The sequence below is a fragment of the Autumnicola aciditolerans genome (genome assembly GCF_041679265.1).
In the GTDB taxonomy this organism is placed as follows: Bacteria; Bacteroidota; Bacteroidia; order Flavobacteriales; family Flavobacteriaceae; genus Autumnicola.
In genome coordinates, this window is the sequence record NZ_JBGFSM010000010.1 from 78172 (window position 1) to 100903 (window position 22732).

At 40.8% G+C, this 22732-nt stretch carries 22 protein-coding genes and 1 pseudogene; 14 read left to right on the top strand and 9 right to left on the bottom strand.

All coding sequences use genetic code 11. The features are described 5' to 3' along the window. Positions 1 to 5: 5 nt before the first annotated feature. A complete protein-coding gene (locus AB8M93_RS12170; protein ID WP_373058023.1) occupies positions 6 to 1679 on the bottom strand; it encodes a glycoside hydrolase family 43 protein in 1674 nt (557 codons plus the stop codon). Between the two features lie 324 nt (positions 1680 to 2003). Between AB8M93_RS12170 and AB8M93_RS12175 the strand changes: the two genes are divergently transcribed. Next, positions 2004 to 2264 (top strand): PID-CTERM protein-sorting domain-containing protein, encoded by a 261-nt coding sequence (locus tag AB8M93_RS12175; protein WP_373058025.1) that lies wholly within the window; start codon positions 2004 to 2006, stop codon positions 2262 to 2264. Here the strand turns inward: AB8M93_RS12175 and AB8M93_RS12180 are convergent. After that, complete coding sequence (locus AB8M93_RS12180; RefSeq protein ID WP_373058027.1) at positions 2261 to 2848, bottom strand: riboflavin synthase; 588 nt, start codon at positions 2846 to 2848, stop codon at positions 2261 to 2263. The two genes, AB8M93_RS12175 and AB8M93_RS12180, sit on opposite strands and share 4 nt — an antisense overlap. Before the next feature lie 61 nt (positions 2849 to 2909). On the opposite strand from AB8M93_RS12180, the gene pdxA reads away from it, so the two are divergent. From pdxA to AB8M93_RS12225, 9 genes are all read left to right on the top strand, one after another. After that, the gene (pdxA, locus tag AB8M93_RS12185; protein WP_373058029.1) at positions 2910 to 3956 is read left to right on the top strand and encodes a 4-hydroxythreonine-4-phosphate dehydrogenase PdxA; all 1047 of its coding nucleotides are present in this window, start codon (positions 2910 to 2912) and stop codon (positions 3954 to 3956) included. 96 nt (positions 3957 to 4052) lie between these two features. After that, a complete protein-coding gene (locus AB8M93_RS12190; protein ID WP_373058031.1) occupies positions 4053 to 4586 on the top strand; it encodes a YceD family protein in 534 nt (177 codons plus the stop codon). 13 nt (positions 4587 to 4599) lie between these two features. Next, complete coding sequence (rpmF, locus tag AB8M93_RS12195) at positions 4600 to 4797, top strand: 50S ribosomal protein L32 (RefSeq protein WP_081208252.1); 198 nt, start codon at positions 4600 to 4602, stop codon at positions 4795 to 4797. Positions 4798 to 4973: 176 nt separating this feature from the next. Next, positions 4974 to 5969, top strand: a complete 996-nt coding sequence (locus AB8M93_RS12200) for a beta-ketoacyl-ACP synthase III (protein WP_373058033.1) — start codon at positions 4974 to 4976, stop codon at positions 5967 to 5969. A gap of 20 nt (positions 5970 to 5989) precedes the next feature. Next, positions 5990 to 6493, top strand: a complete 504-nt coding sequence (accB, locus tag AB8M93_RS12205) for an acetyl-CoA carboxylase biotin carboxyl carrier protein (RefSeq protein WP_373058035.1) — start codon at positions 5990 to 5992, stop codon at positions 6491 to 6493. Between the two features lie 60 nt (positions 6494 to 6553). Then, positions 6554 to 7906: an acetyl-CoA carboxylase biotin carboxylase subunit gene (gene accC, locus AB8M93_RS12210; protein WP_373058037.1), complete on the top strand. Its 1353-nt coding sequence runs from the start codon at positions 6554 to 6556 to the stop codon at positions 7904 to 7906. 1105 nt (positions 7907 to 9011) lie between these two features. Then, a complete protein-coding gene (locus AB8M93_RS12215; RefSeq protein ID WP_373058039.1) occupies positions 9012 to 10124 on the top strand; it encodes an NAD(P)/FAD-dependent oxidoreductase in 1113 nt (370 codons plus the stop codon). Position 10125: 1 nt separating this feature from the next. Then, a complete protein-coding gene (gene mtgA / locus AB8M93_RS12220; protein WP_373058041.1) occupies positions 10126 to 10797 on the top strand; it encodes a monofunctional biosynthetic peptidoglycan transglycosylase in 672 nt (223 codons plus the stop codon). Positions 10798 to 10855: 58 nt separating this feature from the next. Next, positions 10856 to 11308: a transcription elongation factor gene (locus tag AB8M93_RS12225; protein ID WP_373058043.1), complete on the top strand. Its 453-nt coding sequence runs from the start codon at positions 10856 to 10858 to the stop codon at positions 11306 to 11308. 61 nt (positions 11309 to 11369) lie between these two features. On the opposite strand, the gene AB8M93_RS12230 is transcribed toward AB8M93_RS12225, so the two are convergent. Further along, the gene (locus tag AB8M93_RS12230; RefSeq protein WP_373058045.1) at positions 11370 to 12335 is read right to left on the bottom strand and encodes an ABC transporter ATP-binding protein; all 966 of its coding nucleotides are present in this window, start codon (positions 12333 to 12335) and stop codon (positions 11370 to 11372) included. An 89-nt stretch (positions 12336 to 12424) separates the two neighbouring features. Between AB8M93_RS12230 and AB8M93_RS12235 the strand changes: the two genes are divergently transcribed. Next, positions 12425 to 13018: an HAD family hydrolase gene (locus AB8M93_RS12235; protein WP_373058047.1), complete on the top strand. Its 594-nt coding sequence runs from the start codon at positions 12425 to 12427 to the stop codon at positions 13016 to 13018. Positions 13019 to 13081: 63 nt separating this feature from the next. Here the strand turns inward: AB8M93_RS12235 and AB8M93_RS12240 are convergent. The 5 genes and pseudogenes from AB8M93_RS12240 to AB8M93_RS12260 form a co-directional block, all read right to left on the bottom strand. Next, positions 13082 to 15217: pseudogene (locus tag AB8M93_RS12240) on the bottom strand (prolyl oligopeptidase family serine peptidase). A gap of 82 nt (positions 15218 to 15299) precedes the next feature. Then, entirely contained in the window at positions 15300 to 16289 is a 990-nt protein-coding gene (locus tag AB8M93_RS12245; RefSeq protein WP_373058049.1) for an aspartate-semialdehyde dehydrogenase, read from the bottom strand. A gap of 236 nt (positions 16290 to 16525) precedes the next feature. After that, the gene (gene mscL, locus AB8M93_RS12250; RefSeq protein ID WP_373058051.1) at positions 16526 to 16963 is read right to left on the bottom strand and encodes a large conductance mechanosensitive channel protein MscL; all 438 of its coding nucleotides are present in this window, start codon (positions 16961 to 16963) and stop codon (positions 16526 to 16528) included. A gap of 48 nt (positions 16964 to 17011) precedes the next feature. Beyond that, complete coding sequence (gene alr, locus AB8M93_RS12255) at positions 17012 to 18127, bottom strand: alanine racemase (protein ID WP_373058053.1); 1116 nt, start codon at positions 18125 to 18127, stop codon at positions 17012 to 17014. Further along, complete coding sequence (locus AB8M93_RS12260; protein WP_373058055.1) at positions 18120 to 18767, bottom strand: thymidine kinase; 648 nt, start codon at positions 18765 to 18767, stop codon at positions 18120 to 18122. The genes alr and AB8M93_RS12260 overlap by 8 nt, the downstream gene beginning before the upstream one ends. 250 nt (positions 18768 to 19017) lie before the next feature. Here AB8M93_RS12260 and AB8M93_RS12265 point away from each other — a divergent pair, with 250 nt between their 5' ends. After that, entirely contained in the window at positions 19018 to 19962 is a 945-nt protein-coding gene (locus tag AB8M93_RS12265; protein WP_373058057.1) for a DUF8457 domain-containing protein, read from the top strand. Positions 19963 to 19986: 24 nt separating this feature from the next. Beyond that, positions 19987 to 20658, top strand: coding sequence for a 16S rRNA (cytidine(1402)-2'-O)-methyltransferase (gene rsmI, locus AB8M93_RS12270; RefSeq protein WP_373058059.1), 672 nt, complete (start codon positions 19987 to 19989; stop codon positions 20656 to 20658). 3 nt (positions 20659 to 20661) lie between these two features. Here rsmI and ade read toward each other — a convergent pair whose 3' ends face one another. Next, a complete protein-coding gene (gene ade, locus AB8M93_RS12275) occupies positions 20662 to 22278 on the bottom strand; it encodes an adenine deaminase (RefSeq protein WP_373058061.1) in 1617 nt (538 codons plus the stop codon). 103 nt (positions 22279 to 22381) lie between these two features. On the opposite strand from ade, the gene AB8M93_RS12280 reads away from it, so the two are divergent. After that, a complete protein-coding gene (locus tag AB8M93_RS12280) occupies positions 22382 to 22726 on the top strand; it encodes a HopJ type III effector protein (RefSeq protein ID WP_373058063.1) in 345 nt (114 codons plus the stop codon). The last annotated feature ends 6 nt before the right edge of the window (positions 22727 to 22732 follow it).

The following is a 22732-nucleotide window of genomic DNA, read 5'->3' on the forward strand; positions in this document are numbered from 1 at the left end:
AACTCTTAGTCCATTTCATTGTAGATCTCATCTTTTCCGGTATATTCAAACCAGTTAAAGCTGGCAGAATTATCGCTTTTTTCTCCATTAGAAGTGGTGTACATTCCCAGCGTTACCCCTACAAAGCCGCCGACTACTTTTGTGCTGAGGTATTTACCATCAATATCTTTTGCAAGCCTTTCCCAGTTGTTTTTTGTGGTGGCATAATAAAAATTATACCTGTCTTTATTGAATTCAATCTTCAGAAGAAGAGGAGAGTCGTTAATTGTAATTTCTTCTTTTGCAACTATTGTGCTTCCGTTTTCAGTTCCTTTTGCTAATGCCACTATAGGTTTCCCATTTTCCAGGGTTTTATGCAGATAGTAGTAGTGAGATTCGTTCTGAAAAGCTAGCATCCCCGCACTTTCATCTTCAGATTCAGCTTTAAAATCAAGAGAAATACTAACCTCCCCGTTTAAATGCTGTTGGCGGTGACCTATAAAACTGGGATTTGAAGTGCCTTCCACTGTCTGCGATCTGGTTTTGAGAATTAATTTGCTGTTTTCCAGTTTATACCATTTCTCAAGAGGTGTACGTAAAAACAGCCAGCTTAAACCAAGACTGTCTTTATCAAATTCTCTACGGAAGCTGAAGTTGCCATTTAGAGGAAATAAATCTTTCTCAATGCTGGTACCTTCCGGCAAAGGGTATTGATATTTGATTTTTTCCCCTCCCAGGTCAAAAACCGGCCAGTCATTTTCCCATTTTACAGGAGCCATAAAAGTTTCCCTTCCGGTATTGTAATAATCATCTTCATAGGGCCTCACCGCTAAGAAAACGCCGTACCAGTCCCCGTTTTTATCCTGAATTAAATCGGCATGCCCTGCGGAGGTTATAGGTTTGTTCCTGTTTGGGTCCAGCTGTCTCTGGGTGAGAATAGGGTTATTTTTATATGGAATAAACTCACTGTCAATATTCTTATTGCGATAGATCATTTCTGAATGATTTACGGCTGTGCCCCCTTCCGCAGTCATAAGATAATAATAGCCGTTTTCTTTATAGATCCTGGGGCCTTCAGCCCATACCGGTTTTGTGGAAATATCTACCCCACCATTAACAAGAATTCGATTATCACTAATCACTTCCAGATTTTCTTTATCAAATTCCACCATTCTTATAGTGCGATGGCCGCTGTATTGTGGTTCATTATTGGGAGCATCACTGTTATACACAAGGTAGGTTTTGTTTTCATCAAAAAAGAGCCCGGGATCAATACCTTTCACTTCCGGTAACCATATGGGATTAGACCATGGTCCCGCCGGATCTTTGGCAGTGACCAAAAAATTGCCTTTTCCGTCCACCATTGTACAGGTAACATAAAAAGTACCATTGTTGTAGCTAATATCGGGTGCAAAAATAGCCCGTGATACTCCAAAACCTTCTAAATTCAGTTGCTCGGGACGATCTAAAACATTTCCAATTTGTTCCCAATTTACAAGATCTGTACTGTGGAAAATTGGTATTCCGGGAAAAAAGGCAAATGTGGAATGTACCATATAATAATTACCATTTCCATCATCCGTAATTGCGGGATCGGGATACCATCCTGCCAGGATGGGGTTCTGGTAATATTCCTGGGCATGTATACGGGGATTCAGGTTAAAGCATAAGAGCAATAAAAGGATGGAAATTTTCTTCATGGTACAGTTCCTGGTTTTTAGTTTTAGCAATGAGTATTGCCGGCAATAAAAATGTTAAGCAATTTACTAATTTCCTTCAAGAAAATACGATTAGCAATTCTTACCTGATTATAGGCTATAGTGCTGATTTTCAGGGGTAATTGGTCTTTTGTCGAATAAATTTGAATACCATAGGTGTATTATATAGATTTGGGCTTGAATCTGTGAGTATAGTATTTCAAGTTATATCTAATTGGATATTAGATTTTAAAGTACTTTTATCGGAGGGAAAACCGTATAATCATATTATTCGTTAATATAGTACCTGAAACAAGGATGTCTCATATGGAAATTTTAAGGAAGTATAAAAAAATTGCCTTTGGGGTAATTCTTATGCTATTGCTGTTTCTAAATATGCAAAGTTTTGCACAGGAGCCATGTGATCCCGGAGAGCGATTCTGTAATGGAGAATGCCGTCCTGCAAGGGAGTGCCGCCCCGGAGTGCCCCCTCCGCCTGGACTTCCCATAGATTTTGGAATTTCAGCACTTATTGCTTCGGGACTTGCTCTTGGAGCTTATCACCTTAGAAAGAAGAAAGAAGATTAGCGAAATTCAGAAATTCGTTTTACATATTTCCCAATCACATCAAATTCAAGATTAACCAGATCTCCCGTCTTTAGGGTTTTAAAGGTGGTATGTTCATAGGTGTAGGGGATAATAGAGACGCTAAACTTATTTTTTGCTGAATTCACTACTGTGAGACTTACGCCATTTACCGTAATAGAACCCTTTTCTATGGTTACATTCTCTAACTCGGGGTCATATTCAAAGGTGAAATTCCAGCTTCCGCCGGCTTCTTCCACGGCAATGCAAATCGCAGTCTGGTCCACATGCCCCTGTACAATGTGTCCGTCCATCCTGTCTCCCAGTTTCATTCCGCGTTCAAGATTAATAGTACTTCCTTTCTTAAGCTGGTCCAGATTAGTCTTGCTGAGGGTTTCCTTTATGGCAGTTACTGTATAGCGTGCCTCATCCAAAGAAACAACGGTAAGACAAACTCCATTGTGAGCAATGCTTTGGTCTATTCTAAGTTCTGGAGTGAATTTGGCCTTTATACTGAGGTGAAGATTATTATTTTCCCTTGTGAGTTCAACTACTTCAGCTACTTCTTCTATAATCCCTGTAAACATGGAAGCTATAATATTAGTACATTTGTGTTGTAAAAATAGAAATAAAATACCGGGAAGTTTTATGAAACACGCTCAAAAGATAAAATTAGGAATTAGTATTGGAGACCTTAACGGCATTGGCAGCGAAATTGTTCTTAAAACCTTTGACGATTCCCGAATGCTGGATTTTTGTACTCCTGTGATTTTCGCTTCCGCAAAAATTATCACCTTTTTAAAAAAGCAATATAAGTTATCCCTTAATTTTCAGGGTGTGGATGAGGCTTCAAAAGCTATAGACGGGAAGATAAATGTAGTTAATGTCTGGAAAGAGAATGTGAATATCAATTTTGGCGAGGAAGATCCTAAAGTGGGGGAGTATGCTTTCCTCTCCCTGGAAGCGGCAACAAATGCGCTAAAAAATGACGAGATAGATGTTTTGGTTACTGCTCCCATAAACAAAAGCAGCATCCAGAGTGAAAAATTTAATTTCCCCGGGCACACTAATTATCTTGCGCAGGAGTTGGAAGGAGATAGCCTTATGTTTATGATTACCGATACGCTTAAAATTGGGTTGCTAACAGACCATGTTGCCCTTAAGGATATTGCCAGTGTAATTACACCCGAATTGATAGAGAGAAAAATTGCGATTATTCATGAAACCCTCAAGCAGGATTTTAGGGTAGAAAAGCCGAAAATTGCGGTTTTGGGAATTAATCCCCATAGCGGCGACAATGGGGTAATAGGAAAAGAGGATGAAGAGGTTCTGAAGCCCACCCTGCAAAAAATAAGGGAAAAGGGGAAGCTGGTATATGGTCCTTATTCGGCAGATAGTTTCTTCGGCTCAAAAAACTATAAGAATTTTGATGCAGTGGTGGCTTCTTACCATGACCAGGGGCTTATTCCTTTTAAGACGCTCTCCTTCGGGAATGGGGTAAATTTCACTGCCGGGCTTAGCAAGGTGCGTACTTCGCCAGATCATGGTACCGCCTTTGAAATAGCCGGTACAAATTCAGCAAACATCAATTCTTTTAAAGAAGCGGTTTTTAAGGCTATAGAAATATACAAATGCCGGAAAGAATATAAGAAACTCACTAAAAATCCGTTAAAGAAACAAGGCAAAAAGATATAAACAAAAATTTGTTTATAATCCATAGTTAATTAATTATATTTTTTATCTTTGCAGCCGCCTAAGCCTAAGGGCCAGGCGCTCGAAATTGGAGATGAGATGAGGAAATTAGCAGCATTTACAATTCCATTCGTGGGATTAAAGCTAGGGAAACACCATTTTGAGTACGATATTGATAATGAGTTCTTTGATCATTTTGAGTACGATGACTTTAACAGCGCAAATGTAAAAATTGACTTGCTGTTTGAGAAAAAAACCACCATGATGGAGCTTACATTTCAAGCTTCGGGAACGGTAAATGTAAATTGTGATCTCACCAATGAGCCTTATGATCAGCCTATAGATAGTAGTCTGTTTCTGGTCATCAAGTTTGGTGAAGAGTATAACAATGATGATGAGGATTTGCTTATAATTCCTCATGGGGAGTTTGAAGTGAACGTACAACAATATATATATGAACTTATTGTTTTGTCCCTGCCGCTTAAACGGGTGCATCCCGGGGTGGAAGACGGAACTTTAAAGTCAGACGTACTTGACAAACTGGAAGAACTTAGCATCAATAAGAAAGAGAATAAAAAAGATGGGGAAACAGATCCCCGCTGGGATAAACTAAAGAATTTACTAAACGATTAAATAATAGCAAGCCATGGCACATCCAAAGAGAAAAATCTCCAAAACCAGAAGAGATAAAAGAAGGACACATTATAAGGCCTCGGTACCAAAAATAGCTACCGATCCTACTACAGGCGAAGCACATTTGTACCATAGGGCACACTGGCATGAAGGTAAATTATACTACCGTGGTCAGGTTTTAATAGACAATACAGAAGAAGTAGAGGCTTAATGATATTAGAGCTTCAATAAATTACAGAAACTCTCACCTGGTGGGAGTTTTTTGTTTTTAGTTGAATAAGTCCTAAAAAGACCTTAATTTGCACCGCGTTTCGGAGAAATTTTAGTAATTTTCTCAATACTGTACTTTGCGCAAATGCGAGGCGCCGATGCTTAAAATTCTAATTTATGAATAAAATCACAGCAGCAATTACAGCTGTGGGTGCATACGTTCCCGAGGATGTTTTAACCAATAAGATGTTGGAAGAAATGGTAGATACCAATGATGAGTGGATCACTTCCAGAACCGGGATTAAAGAACGTAGAATATTAAAAGATCCAAGTAAAGGAACTTCCTTTCTGGCTATAGAAGCGGCTAAGGATCTTATCAGGAAAAAAAATCTTGATCCAAAGGAAATCGACCTTATCATCATGGCAACGGCAACTCCGGATTTGCCTGTGGCAGCAACCGGAGTACATGTGGCCACGCAAATTGGTGCCGTAAATGCTTTTTCCTATGATCTGCAGGCCGCCTGTTCCAGCTTTCTGTATGGGATGTCCACGGCGGCGGCTTACATTGAATCCGGGCGGTACAAAAAAGTGATAGTTATAGGGGCAGATAAAATGTCCTCAATAATAGATTACAAAGACAGGACCACCTGCATTATTTTTGGAGACGGGGCCGGAGCCGCGCTTTTTGAACCTAATGAAGAAGGACTTGGCCTGCAGGATGAAATATTGCGCTGTGATTCTATTGGCAGGGATTCCCTTAAAATTGAAGCCGGAGGTTCCCTTATGCCGGCAACAGCAGAAACTGTGGCCAGTAACCTGCATTATGTAAGACAGGACGGGAAGACGGTCTTTAAATTTGCTGTTTCCAATATGTCTGGTGTTAGTGAAGAAATCATGCAACGCAATGACCTTACTAATAATGATGTAAATTGGCTAATCGCGCACCAGGCCAACAAAAGAATAGTAGGAGCAACCGCCGGCAGGATGAATTTAGAAGATGAAAAGGTGCTGATGAATATCCAGCGGTACGGGAATACCACTTCTGCAACTTTGCCGTTATTGTTAAGCGATTACGAGAAAAATTTCAAAAAAGGTGATAACCTTATTTTTGCCTCTTTTGGGGGAGGTTTCACCTGGGGTGCGGCCTACCTGAAATGGGCTTATAATTCTTAAAAAACCAACACTTTAATATCATGGATTTAAAAGAAATTCAGAATCTGATAAAGTTTGTAGCCAAATCTGGTGCCAGTGAGGTTAAACTGGAAACGGGAGATGTTAAGATTACCATCAAGACCGGCTCAGATGAAAAAGAAACCATTGTACAACAAGTGCCTGTACAGCAGCAAATACCTGCAGCGCAGCCACAACAACAGGCCCCTGCGCCGGCCGCGCCAGCCCCGGAACAAACTTCAGATGCTTCAGGCAAGGATAATGCGGGTGGCTCAGACAATTCAAATCACATTACTGTTAAATCTCCAATTATTGGTACCTTCTACAGGAAACCATCTCCAGATAAACCAGTGTTTGTAGAGGTGGGAGACAGCATTAAAGAAGGAGATGTGCTATGCGTGATAGAGGCCATGAAACTTTTTAACGAAATTGAAAGCGAAGTTTCCGGTAAGGTCGTAAAAGTACTGGTAGACGATTCTTCTCCCGTGGAGTTCGATCAGCCATTATTCATAGTAGATCCGTCATAAATTACTGCCCGTTTATCCTGAAGAGTAAAAAAAATTTCTTCAGAAAAAAATACAATAGGTATGTTTAAAAAAATTCTAATTGCCAATCGAGGGGAAATTGCCCTGCGCATTATCCGCACATGTAGGGAAATGGGTATAAAAACCGTCGCGGTTTATTCTACCGCCGATGCCGAAAGCCTGCACGTAAGGTTTGCTGATGAAGCCGTTTGCATTGGTCCTCCCCCAAGTAATCTTTCTTACTTAAAAATCTCGAACCTTATTGCAGCTGCAGAAATCACCAATGCAGATGCCATACATCCCGGCTACGGGTTTTTATCAGAGAACGCTAAATTCTCTAAAATCTGTGGAGAACACGAAATTAAATTCATTGGGGCATCCCCAGACATGATTTCAAAAATGGGAGACAAAGCCACCGCAAAAGCGACTATGAAAGCTGCCGGTGTACCTTGTATCCCTGGATCTGAAGGAATTATAAAAGACTTTAATGAGTGCAAAAAACTTGCTGAGGAAATAGGTTATCCTGTAATGCTAAAAGCCACTGCCGGTGGCGGTGGTAAAGGAATGCGTGCAGTCTGGAAGCCGGAAGATCTTGAGAACGCCTGGGAATCAGCCCGTAAAGAAGCCGATGCTTCCTTTGGGAACGATGGCATGTATATGGAAAAACTCATTGAAGAACCACGCCATATAGAAATACAGGTAGTAGGAGACAGTAGCGGTAAAGCCTGTCATCTGTCAGAAAGAGACTGCTCTATCCAAAGGCGTCACCAAAAATTAACCGAGGAAACCCCTTCTCCTTTTATGACCGATACCCTCAGGAAAAAAATGGGGGAAGCAGCCGTAAAAGCAGCCGAATATATTAAGTACGAAGGCGCCGGGACAGTGGAATTTCTTGTAGACAAGCATCGTAATTTCTACTTTATGGAGATGAATACCCGTATACAGGTAGAGCATCCAATTACCGAGCAGGTAATAGATTACGATCTTATACGCGAACAGATACTTGTGGCAGCAGGAGTGCCAATCTCAGGGAAAAATTATTTCCCTCAACTGCATTCTATCGAGTGCCGTATAAATGCAGAGGATCCTTATAACAATTTTCGCCCTTCTCCAGGGAAAATTACTAACATGCATGCTCCCGGCGGGCATGGGGTGCGTATAGACACTCATGTCTACAGCGGTTATATGATTCCTCCAAATTACGATTCCATGATCGCTAAATTAATTACTACTGCCCAAACCCGGGAAGAAGCTATTAATAAGATGAAACGCGCGCTGGATGAATTTGTGATAGAAGGCGTTAAAACCACTATTCCTTTTCACAGGCAGTTAATGGATGAACCCGCTTACGTAGAAGGAAATTACACCACTAAATTTATGGAAGATTTCAAAATGAAAGCTCCTGTAGAAGAATAGTTTTTGTAAAACAACAGGTATAACAAAGCCCCGAAAGTAATTTTCGGGTTTTTTTTTGGGCGTTCCCACGATAAAAATCGTGGTCGGGCTATCCGTTTTTAGTTTTTGTTCGCTTCCCTCACAAAAAGCTAACCACTACTATCCCTAACGCAACCACCCGTTCTGCGGCCACCTATCCTCAAAAAAGAAGGGGAGCTTCAAGGGGTATGATATTGAGAGGCCCAAGACGAAGTAATCTGCCTTTAAAAAGTTCTAACATTGTTCCTGCCGAAAAATAAAAAGATTGCTTCGCTTCACTTCGTTCCGCTCGCAATAAACAAAACCAGGTTAAATTTTAAATTAAAACAGCTCCTTCCCTTTCAAGGGAAGGTGGCTTCCTCTTCGGCAGAAGGGGAAGACGGAAGGGTGAAATCGGAACAACCACCGCGGCCTTTGGCCACCCCTCCTTAAAAAGTAGGGGAGCTCCTCATAAGGAAATTAGAACCTCATAAAGCTTTAAGTTAAAACAGCTCCTTCCCTTTCAAGGGAAGGTGGCTTCCTCTTCGGCAGAAGGGGAAGACGGAAGGGTGAAATCGGAACAACCACCGCGGCCTTTGGCCACCCCTCCTTAAAAAGTAGGGGAGCTCCTCATAAGGAAATTAGAACCTCATAAAGCTTTAAGTTAAAACAGCTCCTTCCCTTTCAAGGGAAGGTGGCTTCCTCTTCGGCAGAAGGGGAAGACGGAAGGGTGAAATCGGGACAACCACCGCGGCCTTTGGCCACCCCTCCTTAAAAAGTAGGGGAGCTTCTCATAAGGAAATTAGAACCTCATAAAGCTTTAAGTTAAAACAGCTCCTTCCCTTTCAAGGGAAGGTGGCTTCTTCTTCGGCAGAAGGGGAAGACGGAAGGGTGAAATCGGGACAACCACCGCGGCCTTTGGCCACCCCTTCTTAAAAAGTAGGTGAGCCCCTCATAAGGAAATTAGAACCTCATAAAGCTTTAAGTTAAAACAACTCCTTCCCTTTCAAGGGAAGGTGGCTTCCTCTTCGGCAGAAGGGGAAGACGGAAGGGTGAAATCGGAAAAACCTATTGATCTTTTTTGTACTTTCATCCAAAAGAAATCAAGATGAATTTCTCCTACTGGGAAACCAAAACCTGGTTCTCTAATATAGATTACACCATAATTGGCAGCGGCATCACGGGCCTAAATTGCGCGTGGTACTTAAAGCAAAGATTCCCAAAGGCAAAAATTGTAGTTTTGGAACGCGGATTTCTGCCCAACGGGGCGAGTACAAAAAATGCCGGTTTTGCATGTTTTGGAAGCCTTTCAGAAATCCTGGACGATCTAAAATCCCATTCTGAAGAAGAAGTGATTTCGCTCATAAGGAAACGAATGAACGGCCTTGGGTTACTAAGAAAGAATCTGGGAGATAAAACCATAGGATATAAAGCTTATGGCGGTTACGAGCTTTTTACAAAGGAAGATAAAGAATGCTTTGAGTACTGCCTAAACAAAATGGACGGGATAAACCGAATCTTAAGGCCGGTATTTAACGACCTGGTATTTAGCCTGGAGAGAAACTTGTTTGGTTTTAAGAATATTCAGCATGAACTTATTTATAATTGTTTTGAGGCGCAATTGAATACGGGAAGAATGATGGAAAAACTGCTTAAAAAAGTGCAGGCTTCAGGAGTAAAGATTTTAAATAATGTAACGGTGGAGGAATATATTGAAAATGCAGATTCGGTTGAAATCAAAACAGAACACTTCAGCTTAAAATCTTCCAAACTATTTATTGCTACCAATGGTTTTGCTTCAAAACTTGGCATAAAAGCTGTAAAACCTGCCAGGGCACAGGTGCTTATCACCAAACCGATTAAAAATTTACAGATTAAGGGCACTTTTCATATAGATAAAGGTTACTATTACTTCAGGAATATTGATGATCGTATTTTGTTTGGCGGCGGAAGAAATCTGGATCTAAAAGGAGAAGAAACTACTGATATTGCCCAAACTCAATTAATTCAGAATAAACTGGAAGAACTTCTAAAAACAGTGATCCTTCCTAAAACCGAATTTGAAATCGATCAGCGCTGGAGCGGAATTATGGGAGTGGGAGATCAAAAAAAACCTGTGGTAGAGCAAATTTCAGAAAATGTCTACTGCGGCGTGAGGCTGGGAGGTATGGGAGTTGCTATTGGCAGCCTTATTGGGAAGGAACTTGCAGAACTTTTATAAAATGATAAAAAGGATATTCAGGTTTTTACTGAAACTGGTAGGATTTCTATTTCTTTTTTCCCTGTTTATGGTAATTATCTATAAATGGGTCCCGGTGCCTTTCACCCCGCTTATGGCGATTCGCTATTTAGAACATCCCGAAGAAGATATTTGGCACGATTGGGTTCCTATGGAAGAAATTTCAGATAAGCTCCAGCTCGCCGTAGTGGCAAGTGAAGACCAGAATTTCCCAAACCATAACGGTTTCGACTTTAAAGCGATTGAAAAGGCGATAGAAAATAATAAAAAAGGAAACCGGGTGAGGGGAGCTAGCACGATCTCGCAACAAACCGCGAAAAATGTATTTTTATGGCCGCAAAGAAGCTGGTTTAGAAAAGGCCTGGAAGTGTATTTCACGTTTTTAATAGAACTTTTGTGGAGTAAGGAAAGAATCCTTGAAGTTTATTTAAACAGCATAGAAATGGGAAAGGGAATTTATGGTGCCCAGGCTGCAGCACAAGCCTGGTTTGGTAAGCCTGCGGGAAACCTTTCGGCTTATGAGGCTGCGGCCATTGCTGCCGTACTTCCAAATCCGCGGGAATATCGGGCTAACCCTGCCAGCAATTATATTCAGCAGCGTAAAACCTGGATTGTAAGGCAAATGGGCAACCTTGGGAAATTGAAATTGGATTGAAACCTGACCGTCTAGGAATTTCAAAATCAAAAATTTCCAAAAATCAATTAGAAAGAAAATGAATAAGATAAAACAACAATTATATAGTTCCTGTGAACAATACGTGGAACAAAGAATGCAGCGGATTTTAACTGCGATGGAGGACCTGGAAAACGACCTAGAGAATGAAACCAAAAGCAGCGCGGGAGATAAGTATGAAACCGGAAGGGAAATGATCAACCTGGAATGGAATAAGCTCTCTAATCAATTACAGCAATTTAAAATGTTGAAAGAAACGCTTAAAAGCGCGAAAAGAAGGAACGCGTCTGATGAAATTCAGTTAGGAAGCCTTATTAAGACCAACATGGCGAATTATTTCATTACGATTCCCGCCGGGCAAATCCAGGTAGAAGGAGAGACCTATTTTAGCATAGGCGCCGGTTCCCCCATAGCGCAGTTACTGCTTAACAAAAGAGCCGGGGAAGATTTTAGCTTTAACGGGAAGACCAATCATATTATTTCTGTGGAATAACCTAATTTTTAAGAGAGCTCACTGGTTCCCGCAACCGGTGAGATTTGTTACTAAAAGTCAATCAGGAACGGGATTTAATAAGTCCTTCTGATATTTTCAGGCCAATTTTTTTACCCTGGATTAATGCGGTGCCATTTTTAAAGAAAATGGTACTTCCATTCAATTGAGCTTCTATCAGCCAGGAATTCCCCTGAAAATAGGAGTTTTGGACTTTAGCTTTTATTTTGGAATTTCGGCTTAATTTGATTTCTTCAGGATACAAAATAATCTTTTTCCGGCTCTTTTCTGAAGCTTTTATATCCTTCAGCATCACTTCGTTTACATCACCGAAAAGGGAAGCAACATAAACATTTGGAGGGTGTTGATATAAGTTCTGCGGTGTGTCCTGTGCGTAAATGCCATGATTTTTCAGCACTATGGTTCTGTCGGCAAAAGAAAGTGCATCTGTACTGTCATGGGTAGCTACAATGCAGCTGATATTTTCCTGTTTAAGGTAACTAAAAAGTTTACGGCGTAAATTATTTTTACGGAATTGATCTATGTGGCTAAAGGGCTCATCCAGCAAAATAATTTCCGGTTTTTTAGCCAGGGCGCGTGCGAGTGCCACTCGTTGTTGCTGGCCTCCACTAAGTTTTTTTGCCTTTACGTCTTTAAGTTCTGTCATTTCCACCACGTCCAGCAATTCCATTATTCGCCGTTTTTTCTTTACGGGATACATGTTGCTGAGGTATTTCCCTACATTATCGGCTACGCTTAGCGGCGGCATAAGGTCAAAATCCTGGGCAAGGTATTTCATAAACGGGTGTCCCGGCACCAGGTTAAAAGCGGGGCCTAAAAGTTGTTCTTCGTTTCTGTAAATTTCACCTTCAACATCAAAAAGTCCGTATATAATTTTAAGTAAGGTACTTTTTCCGCAGCCGCTTTCCCCAATAATAGAAAGGTGTTCACCTTTTTCCATTCGGAGATTAATATTTTTCAGAACAAGATCTTTCTCGTAAGCAAAAGTGACATTATCAAGTAAAAGCATAAAAATTTCAAAATTCTAAGTTACAATTTTCAAATTTTGCGGGTGGGTAATTCTTAATTATTTACCTTCAGAAGCATAAACCTGTCCAGATGAAGAAAATTGTAGTTTATGATCTAAATAAAACACTTTATAACAAATCTTCCAAAGATGAATTTTTCAAGTTTATCTGTTACAAAAAGGGCTATAAGCTGCTTCACTTATTCCAGCTTTCCGGGCTGAAATTGATGGGGAAAATGAAGGTGATAAGCAAGACCTTTTTTAAAGAGAATTTTTATAATTACTTAAAAAACCTTCCGCCAGATACCGTAAAAAGGTATGCCGAGGAATTCTGGAATATGGAATTTCCCGATAAATTCCGGGAGAAAATGCTTTCGGATATTAAAAAGTTTAAAGCTGAAGATGTGGAGGTGTATATTATCACCGGCGGTTTTGAAGTGTATACCAAATATCTGGAAGATTTATTGCCGGTAAAGGTGCTCGGGACCAAAACAGAGTTTAAAAACGGCAATTATGAAGTGATAGGCAAAGCCTGTAACGACCAGGAAAAAGTAAGAAGGCTGCAAGAAGACGTTAACGGGGAATTCCGCATTATTGAAGCCTATTCAGATGATAAAGAGGAAATCCTGGAATTGGCCGAGAACGCTTACCTGGTTGATGAAGATGGAAACCTTGAAAAAATTTAAAATAAAAAAGCTGTCTGGCATTATGAAAAACCCCGGACAGCTTATTTGTATTCAGAAGAGGTGTTATCCTTTTACTTTTTCTTCCACTTTATTTGGTAAAACCTTGTAACCCATATTATAAAGCGTAAAACCAAAAATATCGGCATATTCTTCAATGATCATTTTGGTGGGTTTCCCCGCGCCATGCCCCGCCTTGGTTTCAATACGAATTAGAACAGGCTCGTTCCCGGCTTGTTTTTCCTGCAATTCAGCAGCAAATTTAAAGGAATGCGCCGGTACCACTCGGTCGTCATGATCTCCTGTGGTAATTAAAGTAGCAGGATATTCTGTTCCCACCTCCACATTATGAACAGGAGAATAACCATACAAATAATCAAACATTTCCTTGCTGTCTTCAGCCGTACCATAATCATACGCCCAGCCCGCACCTGCGGTGAAGGTGTGATAGCGCAACATGTCCATCACCCCAACGGCCGGCAAAGCCACTTTCATAAGGTCAGGACGCTGGGTCATGGTAGCGCCAACAAGCAATCCGCCATTAGATCCACCGCGAATGGCAAGATAATCCCTGGAAGTGTAATTGTTGTCAATAAGATATTCTGCAGCAGCGATAAAGTCGTCAAATACATTTTGCTTTTTCATCTTGATCCCAGCGTCGTGCCATTCTCTTCCATATTCGCCACCCCCACGAAGGTTTGGAACAGCATAGATCCCACCCTGCTCCAGCCACACGGCATTTGCGGTGCTAAAAGATGGGGTAAGGCTAATATTGAATCCGCCGTAACCATAAAGGATGGTAGGATTTTTACCATCAAGCTCCAGTCCCTTTTTATGAGTGATAATCATTGGAACTTTGGTGCCATCTTTTGAAGTAAAGAACACCTGCTTACTTTCGTAATTGTCCGAATTAAAATCGATGTTAGGCTTGTTATAAACTTCTGAAGTTCCTTCTTCAATATTATATTTATAGATGGTTCCCGGCGTTTAAAGCACATCCTCGTCTTTTTTGGCGCCAAAACCACCGGCAGAGCCTATGCCTGGCAATTCCACATCGCGCACAAGATTCCCCTCATAATCGTATTGTTTGACCTTCGAAATAGCGTCTTCCATATATTCCGCGAAAAAATATCCTCCCGCAGTAGAAGGGCTTAGCACGTTTTCGGTTTCAGGGATAAAATCTTCCCAGTTTTCGGGCTGCGGATTGGCGGCATCTACCGTTACCACCCTTCGGTTTGGGGCATCAAGGTTGGTAACAATATATAATTTGCTGCCTTCATTATCGATCACATAAGAATCGGTATCCTCATTGCCAATAATAGCCTTTAATTCCGGGTTCTTTTCAGAAAGGTCCATCATAAAAAGTTTTCCTCCTGAAGTGGAATTTCTTGCTGAAATGAACAAATAGCGATTGTCTTCGCTCACATTTCCACCAACATAACGATGCTTTTGATATTCAGTTCCCCCGAAAATGAGTTTATCCTCACTTTGTTTGGTGCCTAATTTATGATAGAATAAACGGTGCTGATCTGTTTTAGCTGAAAGTTCGCTGCCTTCCGGTTTTTCATAGCTGGAATAGTAAAAACCCTCATTGCCTTTCCAGGATACCCCGCTGAATTTCACATCCCGGATGGTATCTTCAGCAATCTCTTTGGTTTCGGCATCCATTACAATAATCTTTCTCCAGTCGCTTCCGCCTTCAGAGATACTATACGCAGCCATTTTTCCATTTTCAGAAAAACTAAGTCCGCTAAGCGAAGTGGTTCCATCTTCACTGAAGTTATTGGGATCCAGGAAAACTTCCGGCTCGGCATCTTCAGATTTTTTTCTGTATACCACGTACTGGTTCTGCAAACCATCATTTTTATAGAAATAAATGTAGTTACCTTCAGTAAAAGGAGAGCCTATTTTTTCATAATTCCATAATTCAGAAAGGCGGTTTTCAAGCTCTTTTCTAAATGGAATACTTTTTAAGTAATCAAAAGTGACCGCATTCTGGGCCTCCACCCAATCTTCGGTTTCCTCACTTCGGTCATTTTCCAGCCAGCGGTAGGGGTCTTTTACTTCAGTTCCAAAATAGTTGGTAGTGGTGTCTACTTTTTTAGTTTCAGGATAATTCAAGGCTACTTCTTTTTCATTTTTAGAATTATCGCAGGCAGCTAATGCGCCAATGGCGAGAATTCCGGTTATAATTTTTTTCATATACATAGATAGGGTTTATTATAAAAAACGCCTGTAAGTTACGATCCTACAGGCGTTTCTAAAATAATGTTTTAAAAAATAATCACACAAGTTTATTTTTTAGTAAATATTCCGCAATCTGTACTGCATTTGTGGCCGCGCCTTTTCTAAGGTTATCGGCAACCACCCACATGTTTAAGGTGTTTGGCTGAGAATAGTCCCTTCTAATCCTTCCCACAAAAACATCATCTTTTCCTTCCGCATAAATAGGCATGGGATAGGTATTGGTATCTGGATTGTCCTGCACGGTAACGCCGGGAAAATCGTTTAGAATCTTACGAACTTCCTTTTCTTCAAAATCAGCTTCAAACTCAACATTTACAGATTCGCTGTGGCCGCCAACTACCGGAATCCTGATTGCAGTAGCGCTTACTTTTACTGAATCGTCTCCCAGGATTTTTTTGGTCTCTTTGGTAAGCTTCATCTCTTCCTTGGTATAGCCGTTATCTTCAAAAACATCACAATGGGGCAATGCATTCCTGTGGATGGGATAAGGATAGGCCATTTCCCCTTTTTCTCCGGCATATTCATTTTCCAGCTGCTGAACCGCTTTTACGCCGGTTCCGGTAATAGACTGGTAAGTAGAAACCACTACTCGCTTTATTTTATAGTTATCATGCAGTGGTTTTAAGGCCATCAATAACTGAATGGTGGAGCAGTTTGGATTTGCAATAATTTTATCTTCTTTAGTCAGTTCTTTGGCATTAATTTCCGGGATCACCAGTTTTTTAGAAGCATCCATTCTCCATGCTGAAGAATTATCGATCACGGTGGTTCCTGCTTCGGCAAATTTTGGAGCCCATTCTAAAGAAGTGCCCCCACCAGCTGAAAAAATAGCGATATCAGGTTTTTTTGAAACAGCGGTTTCAAGTCCAATCACTTCATAATCTCTGCCTTTAAACTGCACTTTTTTTCCAACCGACTTTTCCGAAGCCACCGGGTATAATTCCTCTACAGGAAAATTTCTCTCCTCTAATACTTTTAACATTACCTGGCCTACCATTCCCGTAGCGCCTACTACTGCTATTTTCATTTTATAAATTTTATTTAGTAGGAGACCTCACAGATTTCAAAAATCCGGGTTCCTAATTCTTATGTGCAAATGTATTATTCAAAATTATTCTGAAGCACTACTAAACGCCTAAAATTCATGAAAGTAAGTTTTTTAAACCAATTTGTACATTTTGTTAAAAAAAGACCCCTCACCTTCGCAAGGGGTTTAGGTTAATTGCTACTTCTAAAATGTGCAGTATAGCGGTGCACGTATTTTTATGCCTGTGGGGCATTATTTTTTCTAAGCTCGTCTCTTATTTCAATAAGCAATTCCTCCTGGGAAGGTCCTTTTGGCGCAGCTACTTTTGGAGCCTCTTTCTTTGTTTTGGTTTTTTCATAAGCTCTTAGGAGTAAGAATATAAAAAATGCCACGATCACAAAATAAATAATGGCCTGGATTAAATTGCCATAAGTTAAAACGGCAGCCTCAGCTTCTTTGGCGGCTTCCAGGGTTTCATAATGTTCCCCGTTAAGCGCAAAGAATTTTTGGGAAAAGTCTGCTCCGCCGGTAAGCACTCCTATTATAGGCATCAGGATATCGGCTACCACAGAAGCTATAATCTTGTTGAATGCTGCTCCCATCACTACGGCCGTAGCCAGGGCGATAATGTCACCTTTCATGAGAAAGGCCTTGAAATCTTTAAAAAAAGCCATTTGATATAAGTATTTGATTAGTAGTGTGCTAAGATAAATATAATTTAGTTATTGTTCCTCTTCAAGGATCAACCTGGTCACGCGTTGGGAAATGCCGGTTATTAATTCATACGAAATGGTATTACCGGCTTCTGCGAATCTTGTGGCGTGTTGCACGTTACCAAAAACAATTACTTCATCCCCCTCCTTGCAATCAATTTCAGTAACATCTATCATTATAATATCCATACAAACATTCCCCACAATTGGAGCAAACTGGCCGTGAATATATACTCCGGTTTTTTCATTACCATATTTGCGGTGGATGCCATCGGCATATCCAAGGGGGAGTGTGGCTATTTTAGAAGGTTTGTCTACTTTATAAGTCCTGTTGTAGCCCACGGTGTCTCCCGGTTCCAGGTGTTGTATCTGCGAGATAATGGTTTTTAAGGTTCCTACCGGTTTAAGATTTGCATCTATATTTTTATCATTTCCGAAGCCATACAAACCAATCCCGCTTCTCACCATGCTTAAAGCAGCTTCAGGATAATTAAAAATAGCCGAAGTATTACAAATATGAAGTAAAGGTTCATAGCTGAACTCTTCTATAAACTTTTGCGCAATGCTGCGGAACCTGTTAATCTGGTTTAAAGTAAATTCCCGCTCTTTCCAGTCTTCACTTGCCGCAAGATGGGAAAAAACAGAATGTACTTTTACGGCTGAAGTGTTACGGAGAATTTCAAAAACTTTTTCGGTTGCTTTTTCAGCAAACCCAAGCCGGTTCATGCCGGTATTAAATTTTATATGAACCGGATAGTCTTTCTGTTTTTTTTCTTCAGCAAAAGCAATAAATTCTCTCAGTAACTTCTCGCTGTAAAGACTTGGTTCCAGGCAGTGCTCTATAAGTTGTTCAAAATTTTCTTTTTGCGGGTGAAAGATCATCACCGGAGCGGTGATTCCTGCGGCACGCAGCCGCACGCCTTCCTGTATATAAGCCACTGCCAAATAATTGGCCCCTAATTCTTCCAGTTTTCGCGCAAAGCTTACAGAGTCATTTCCGTAGGCATAAGCTTTTATTACCGCCATAAATTTAACATCGGCCGGTACTTTGGATCGAATGGTTCTATAATTATGGGCAAGGGCGCCAAGATCTATTTCCAGTACTGTTTCGTGTGCTTCAGGCATTTTTTTGCTTTGGTTTCGGGTTGAGTTCCTGCGCGTTATTCACCTCCAGTTTCCTTACCCGTTCTTTTAGCATCGCTTTGTAGTATGCTGCCCGGCTTAATGGCTCGTATTCTTCATTCTCGCCAAGAAAAACAAGATCGTCATTTACCGCTTTTCTATAGCTAAACTGTGCGAGATTTCCTGTGCGGGTACAAACTGCATGCACTTTTGTTACATACTCGGCAGTAGCCATAAGGTTTGGCATAGGCCCAAAAGGGTTTCCTTTAAAATCCATATCCAGGCCGGCAACAATCACCCTAACCCCGCGGTTGGCCAGGTCGTTACAAACGGTGACAATTTCATCATCAAAAAACTGGGCTTCATCTATTCCCACTACATCGCATCCATCGGCGAGAAGCCTGATGTTTGAGGCAGAAGGAACAGGAGTAGACCGTATTTCATTAGCATCATGGGAAACCACCATTTCCTCGTCGTAACGAATGTCTATAGCAGGTTTAAAAATTTCTACTTTTTGTTTGGCAAATTGAGCGCGTTTGAGTCGGCGGATCAGTTCTTCAGTTTTACCCGAAAACATACTTCCGCAAATTACCTCAATCCACCCAAATTGCTCTTCGTGATTTACTGTATTTTCGAGAAACATTTTGTAATTTTCAAATCGAAATCGGAATAAGCTCGTTTCGTATAAAGGTGGAACAAATTTATTAAAAATACAAGCCTTGCCGAAGGGCTAAGCCTTAAATTTATAAAAGGCCGCAGCGAGCTTCGCGGTAAATTTTGAATTGGTAATTTCTCTGGAAATTTTTGCGCAGGTGTGAATATTTCAGAATAAAAAACCAGAAAACCGCTGTTTTATAACTGAATCATCGTCTGATGTCACAAAATTTAATGAAATGAAAAAGAAGATAGAACAGGAACTTTACCATCTTGCAGAAAAGATCTTAAAAAATAAATCTAATAATGATATAGCGAGTCTGAAGAATGAAGTTCTGAAGATTTATGAAAAACTAACATTGCTGGCTTTTACCGAAAAGTTTATGGAGGAGGCTGAAGCGCAGCCGCAAATGAAAAAAGAGAAGGAAGAACCAAAAGAAGATCTTCAGCAGGAACAAAGGAAACGGGAAGCAGACAAAGAGCGTGCGAGTTATTTTGCGCCGGATGGGACTGAATACAGCGACTCTGAATCTATTACCGAACCTGCTACGGAAAAAATTAAAAATATTGTTTCGCAAATGCCTCCCGAAGCAGATCAGTTTCATAATTTATTTGAGTCTACCCCTGCAGAAGAGCAGGTTCCTGGGGGGGCTGCACATCCGCCAAAACCCAGAGAACCGGGGCCACATCAGGTTCCTTCACCGTCTCAAAATCCAGCGCAGGACCAAACCCCTCCACAGGAAAAAAGCCCTTCGCAACCTCATACTTCACAGCCTCAGCTAAGACGGGATTCACCACAGCCTCATAGCGATGAATCCAATAAGCCCGGAGACAGAAAAAAACGGCAAGGAGATTTTCATGATTTTGGAGTAGATTATGACAGCCTGCCAGAATTTGAGCCGGTAAACCAGAACGGGAAGGTGCAACGCCCAAGATCGCTGAACGACAGGCTAAAGAAGGGTATTAACATTGGCCTGAATGAACGCCTTTCTTTTATAAAACATTTATTTGAAGGAAATACAGCAGATTATAACCGGGTGATTTCCCAGTTAAATACTTTTGATTCCCTGGAAGAAGCACATAAATTTATTCAGCTTGTGGTGAAGCCAGATTATAACAACTGGGAAGGAAAAGAAGAACAGGAGCATCGTTTCTGGGAAAAAATTGAAAATAAATTCAACTAAAAAAATTGAAAACCATCTTTAGGCATGGGTAAGCTTTTTCTTGTTCCCACTCCAATAGGAAATCTTGAAGATATTACCCTGCGGGCGATAAGGGTTCTAAAAGAAGCCGATCTTATTCTGGCCGAAGATACCCGTAACAGCGGAAAACTGCTGAAGCACTTTGATATTTCCACCCAAATGCACAGTCATCACATGCATAATGAGCATAAAACGGTGGAGGGGATTGTGCAGCGTATTAAAAGTGGCGAAACCATAGCTTTAATAAGTGATGCGGGAACACCGGCAATTTCAGATCCCGGATTTTTACTCACCAGGGCCTGTGTAGAGGCCGGGGTAGAAGTAGATTGCCTTCCTGGCGCCACCGCGTTCGTGCCGGCGCTGGTAAACAGCGGGCTTCCCAACGATAAGTTTATTTTTGAAGGTTTCCTTCCCGTAAAAAAAGGAAGGCAAACCCGGTTAAAATTGCTTGCCGAAGAAACCCGGACCATGATCTTCTACGAATCTCCTCATAAATTATTAAAAACGTTGGGCCATTTTGTAGCCTATTTTGGGGAGGACCGCCAGGTTTCTATTTCCAGGGAAATCACAAAACTACATGAAGAAACCATACGTGGCACTGCTGCGGAAGTGCTTCAGCATTATACAGAAAAACCTCCTAAAGGGGAAATAGTCGTGATTGTAGCCGGAAAAAAATAGTTGTTATGGTGTTACAAACTCAAAATTTTTCCCGCTGAACAAGCCTTTATCTGAAAGTTTTAAATCCGGGATTACCAGCAAAGCCATAAAAGAGAGTGTCATAAAAGGAGCTTTAAGGGTGCTGCCCAGCTCTTTGGCCATAGCATCGATTTCCTGGTAAAGCTTTCCTGTTTCCCAGCCGTTTTTATCACTAATTATCCCGGCAACGGGCAGGGGAAGAACCTTCGCTTTTTCATCTTCTACCGCACAAATTCCTCCTTTGTTTTCAATAATATGGTTTACCGCGTTGGCTAATGCCTTATCTGAAGTTCCCACGGCAATGATATTATGAGAATCATGCGCCACAGAGCTGGCAATAGCTCCTTTTTTAAGGCCGAAGTTTTTAATAAAAGCGACGGCTGGGGGCGCATTTTCATAACGGTTTACCACCGTGATCTTTAAAATATCATTTTCCACATCGGCAATAAATTTGCCATCTTTAATTAATCCCTGCTGTTGAAGTTCATTGGTGATTAAAGCGCCATCTACAGCTTCAATTACTTTTAAGTCTTTTTTATCAGCTTTAACCTCGAATTCTTCGGGCTGTTTTATGGAAGTATGGAAGTTATTGGGTTTATCAAATTCTACAGAAGGAATAAAAGACTGGCCATTTTCGGCTACTTTTTCTCCATTAATGAAGGTTTGCAGGACCTTAAAATTTTTCAAATCTTCCACCACAATAAAATCGGCAGCATCACCTTCTTGGAGCAGCCCTACCTCAAGATTATAATGCTTCACAGGATTTATACAGGCCGCCTTTAGTATTTTAAATACATCAATATCTTCTTTAACTGCCCTGGCACAAAGTTCATTTATATGCCCCAGCAACAGGTCGTCAGGATGTTTATCATCAGAACAAAACATCATGTTTTCGTAATTTTGGGGCAGCAGATTTATAAGCGCATCAAAATTTTTAGCCGCGCTGCCTTCCCTTATAATTACCTTTACTCCCAAAGAAAGTTTTTCCCTGGCTTCTTCATAAGTATAGCATTCATGATCTGTAGAAATACCTGCCGCGGCATATTTCCAGGCGCTTTCTCCCCGCAATCCAGGAGCATGCCCATCTACTGGTTTTTTAAAGTATCTGGCCCAGTTTATTTTTTTCATGATTTCTGAATTTCCCGCCAGGACGCCCGGGTAATTCATCACTTCTGCCAGATAATAAATATCCGGAGAAGTCATAAGGTCTCTTATATCATCAACATTCAGCTCTGCGCCGGCGGTTTCAAATTCGGTGGCGGGTACACAGGAAGGCGCTCCAAAATGGAATTTCAGCGGCACTTTTTTCCCGTTTTCAATCATGAATTCAATACCCTCTTTTCCCAACACATTGGCAATTTCATGAGGATCAGACACCGTTGCAACAGTACCGTGCAATACCGCCAGCCTTGCAAATTCTGAAGGAACCAGCATAGAACTTTCTATATGTATATGGGCATCTGTAAAGCCCGGCATAAGGTAATTTTTAACATTATGGGCTGCCCTTTCAATTTTGGCTATTTTGCCATCTCTTATACTAATTTCAGCAGGGAAAATATCCCTTGCCTCAATATCTACAAATTGTCCCTGTATCTTTTCCATCGCGAATTTTATGAGGGTAAAATAAGCATAAAAAAGAGTATATTAAAATGGATATTTTTGTGCCTCACTAATAATTATTGGCATCTTCGCAGCAAATTTTATTATGAAAACAGAAGAATTTATTAGTGGTTTAAAAGAAAAGCCTCAGGAGAATACTTTTGAGCAAACCATAAAACTTATAGATGAAAACTACCATTTTAAACCTGTTGCTTTTACAAACGGCAAAATTGAAAATGCGGCAGGTGAAAATAACGGCAGTTGTAAAATCTTTTCTTTTGCACAAATGCATGGTTTGGATAAAGCACAAAGCCTTGCTTGTTTTGGGGAAATATATTTTGAACAGGTTCTTAAAAACCCTGCAGGGGATTCCCACCAAAATATCCGAAATTTCATGCAATACGGCTGGGACGGAATTCATTTTAAAGAACAGGCGCTCCAGCCCAAATAATCCTTT

What these genes read in the sequence shown, in the direction of transcription:
- AB8M93_RS12180 (WP_373058027.1), bottom strand. Translation starts at nt 2,848, where the DNA reads ATGTTTACAGGGATTATAGAAGAAGTAGCTGAAGTAGTTGAACTCACA.
- pdxA (WP_373058029.1), top strand. Translation starts at nt 2,910, where the DNA reads ATGAAACACGCTCAAAAGATAAAATTAGGAATTAGTATTGGAGACCTT.
- AB8M93_RS12235 (WP_373058047.1), top strand. Translation starts at nt 12,425, where the DNA reads ATGAAGAAAATTGTAGTTTATGATCTAAATAAAACACTTTATAACAAA.
- alr (WP_373058053.1), bottom strand. Translation starts at nt 18,127, where the DNA reads ATGCCTGAAGCACACGAAACAGTACTGGAAATAGATCTTGGCGCCCTT.
- AB8M93_RS12280 (WP_373058063.1), top strand. Translation starts at nt 22,382, where the DNA reads ATGAAAACAGAAGAATTTATTAGTGGTTTAAAAGAAAAGCCTCAGGAG.
- accB (WP_373058035.1), top strand. Translation starts at nt 5,990, where the DNA reads ATGGATTTAAAAGAAATTCAGAATCTGATAAAGTTTGTAGCCAAATCT.
- mtgA (WP_373058041.1), top strand. Translation starts at nt 10,126, where the DNA reads ATGATAAAAAGGATATTCAGGTTTTTACTGAAACTGGTAGGATTTCTA.
- AB8M93_RS12200 (WP_373058033.1), top strand. Translation starts at nt 4,974, where the DNA reads ATGAATAAAATCACAGCAGCAATTACAGCTGTGGGTGCATACGTTCCC.
- AB8M93_RS12230 (WP_373058045.1), bottom strand. Translation starts at nt 12,335, where the DNA reads ATGCTTTTACTTGATAATGTCACTTTTGCTTACGAGAAAGATCTTGTT.
- AB8M93_RS12170 (WP_373058023.1), bottom strand. Translation starts at nt 1,679, where the DNA reads ATGAAGAAAATTTCCATCCTTTTATTGCTCTTATGCTTTAACCTGAAT.
- AB8M93_RS12215 (WP_373058039.1), top strand. Translation starts at nt 9,012, where the DNA reads ATGAATTTCTCCTACTGGGAAACCAAAACCTGGTTCTCTAATATAGAT.
- mscL (WP_373058051.1), bottom strand. Translation starts at nt 16,963, where the DNA reads ATGGCTTTTTTTAAAGATTTCAAGGCCTTTCTCATGAAAGGTGACATT.
- AB8M93_RS12175 (WP_373058025.1), top strand. Translation starts at nt 2,004, where the DNA reads ATGGAAATTTTAAGGAAGTATAAAAAAATTGCCTTTGGGGTAATTCTT.
- AB8M93_RS12260 (WP_373058055.1), bottom strand. Translation starts at nt 18,767, where the DNA reads ATGTTTCTCGAAAATACAGTAAATCACGAAGAGCAATTTGGGTGGATT.
- accC (WP_373058037.1), top strand. Translation starts at nt 6,554, where the DNA reads ATGTTTAAAAAAATTCTAATTGCCAATCGAGGGGAAATTGCCCTGCGC.
- ade (WP_373058061.1), bottom strand. Translation starts at nt 22,278, where the DNA reads ATGGAAAAGATACAGGGACAATTTGTAGATATTGAGGCAAGGGATATT.
- AB8M93_RS12265 (WP_373058057.1), top strand. Translation starts at nt 19,018, where the DNA reads ATGAAAAAGAAGATAGAACAGGAACTTTACCATCTTGCAGAAAAGATC.
- AB8M93_RS12245 (WP_373058049.1), bottom strand. Translation starts at nt 16,289, where the DNA reads ATGAAAATAGCAGTAGTAGGCGCTACGGGAATGGTAGGCCAGGTAATG.
- AB8M93_RS12225 (WP_373058043.1), top strand. Translation starts at nt 10,856, where the DNA reads ATGAATAAGATAAAACAACAATTATATAGTTCCTGTGAACAATACGTG.
- AB8M93_RS12190 (WP_373058031.1), top strand. Translation starts at nt 4,053, where the DNA reads ATGAGGAAATTAGCAGCATTTACAATTCCATTCGTGGGATTAAAGCTA.
- rsmI (WP_373058059.1), top strand. Translation starts at nt 19,987, where the DNA reads ATGGGTAAGCTTTTTCTTGTTCCCACTCCAATAGGAAATCTTGAAGAT.
- rpmF (WP_081208252.1), top strand. Translation starts at nt 4,600, where the DNA reads ATGGCACATCCAAAGAGAAAAATCTCCAAAACCAGAAGAGATAAAAGA.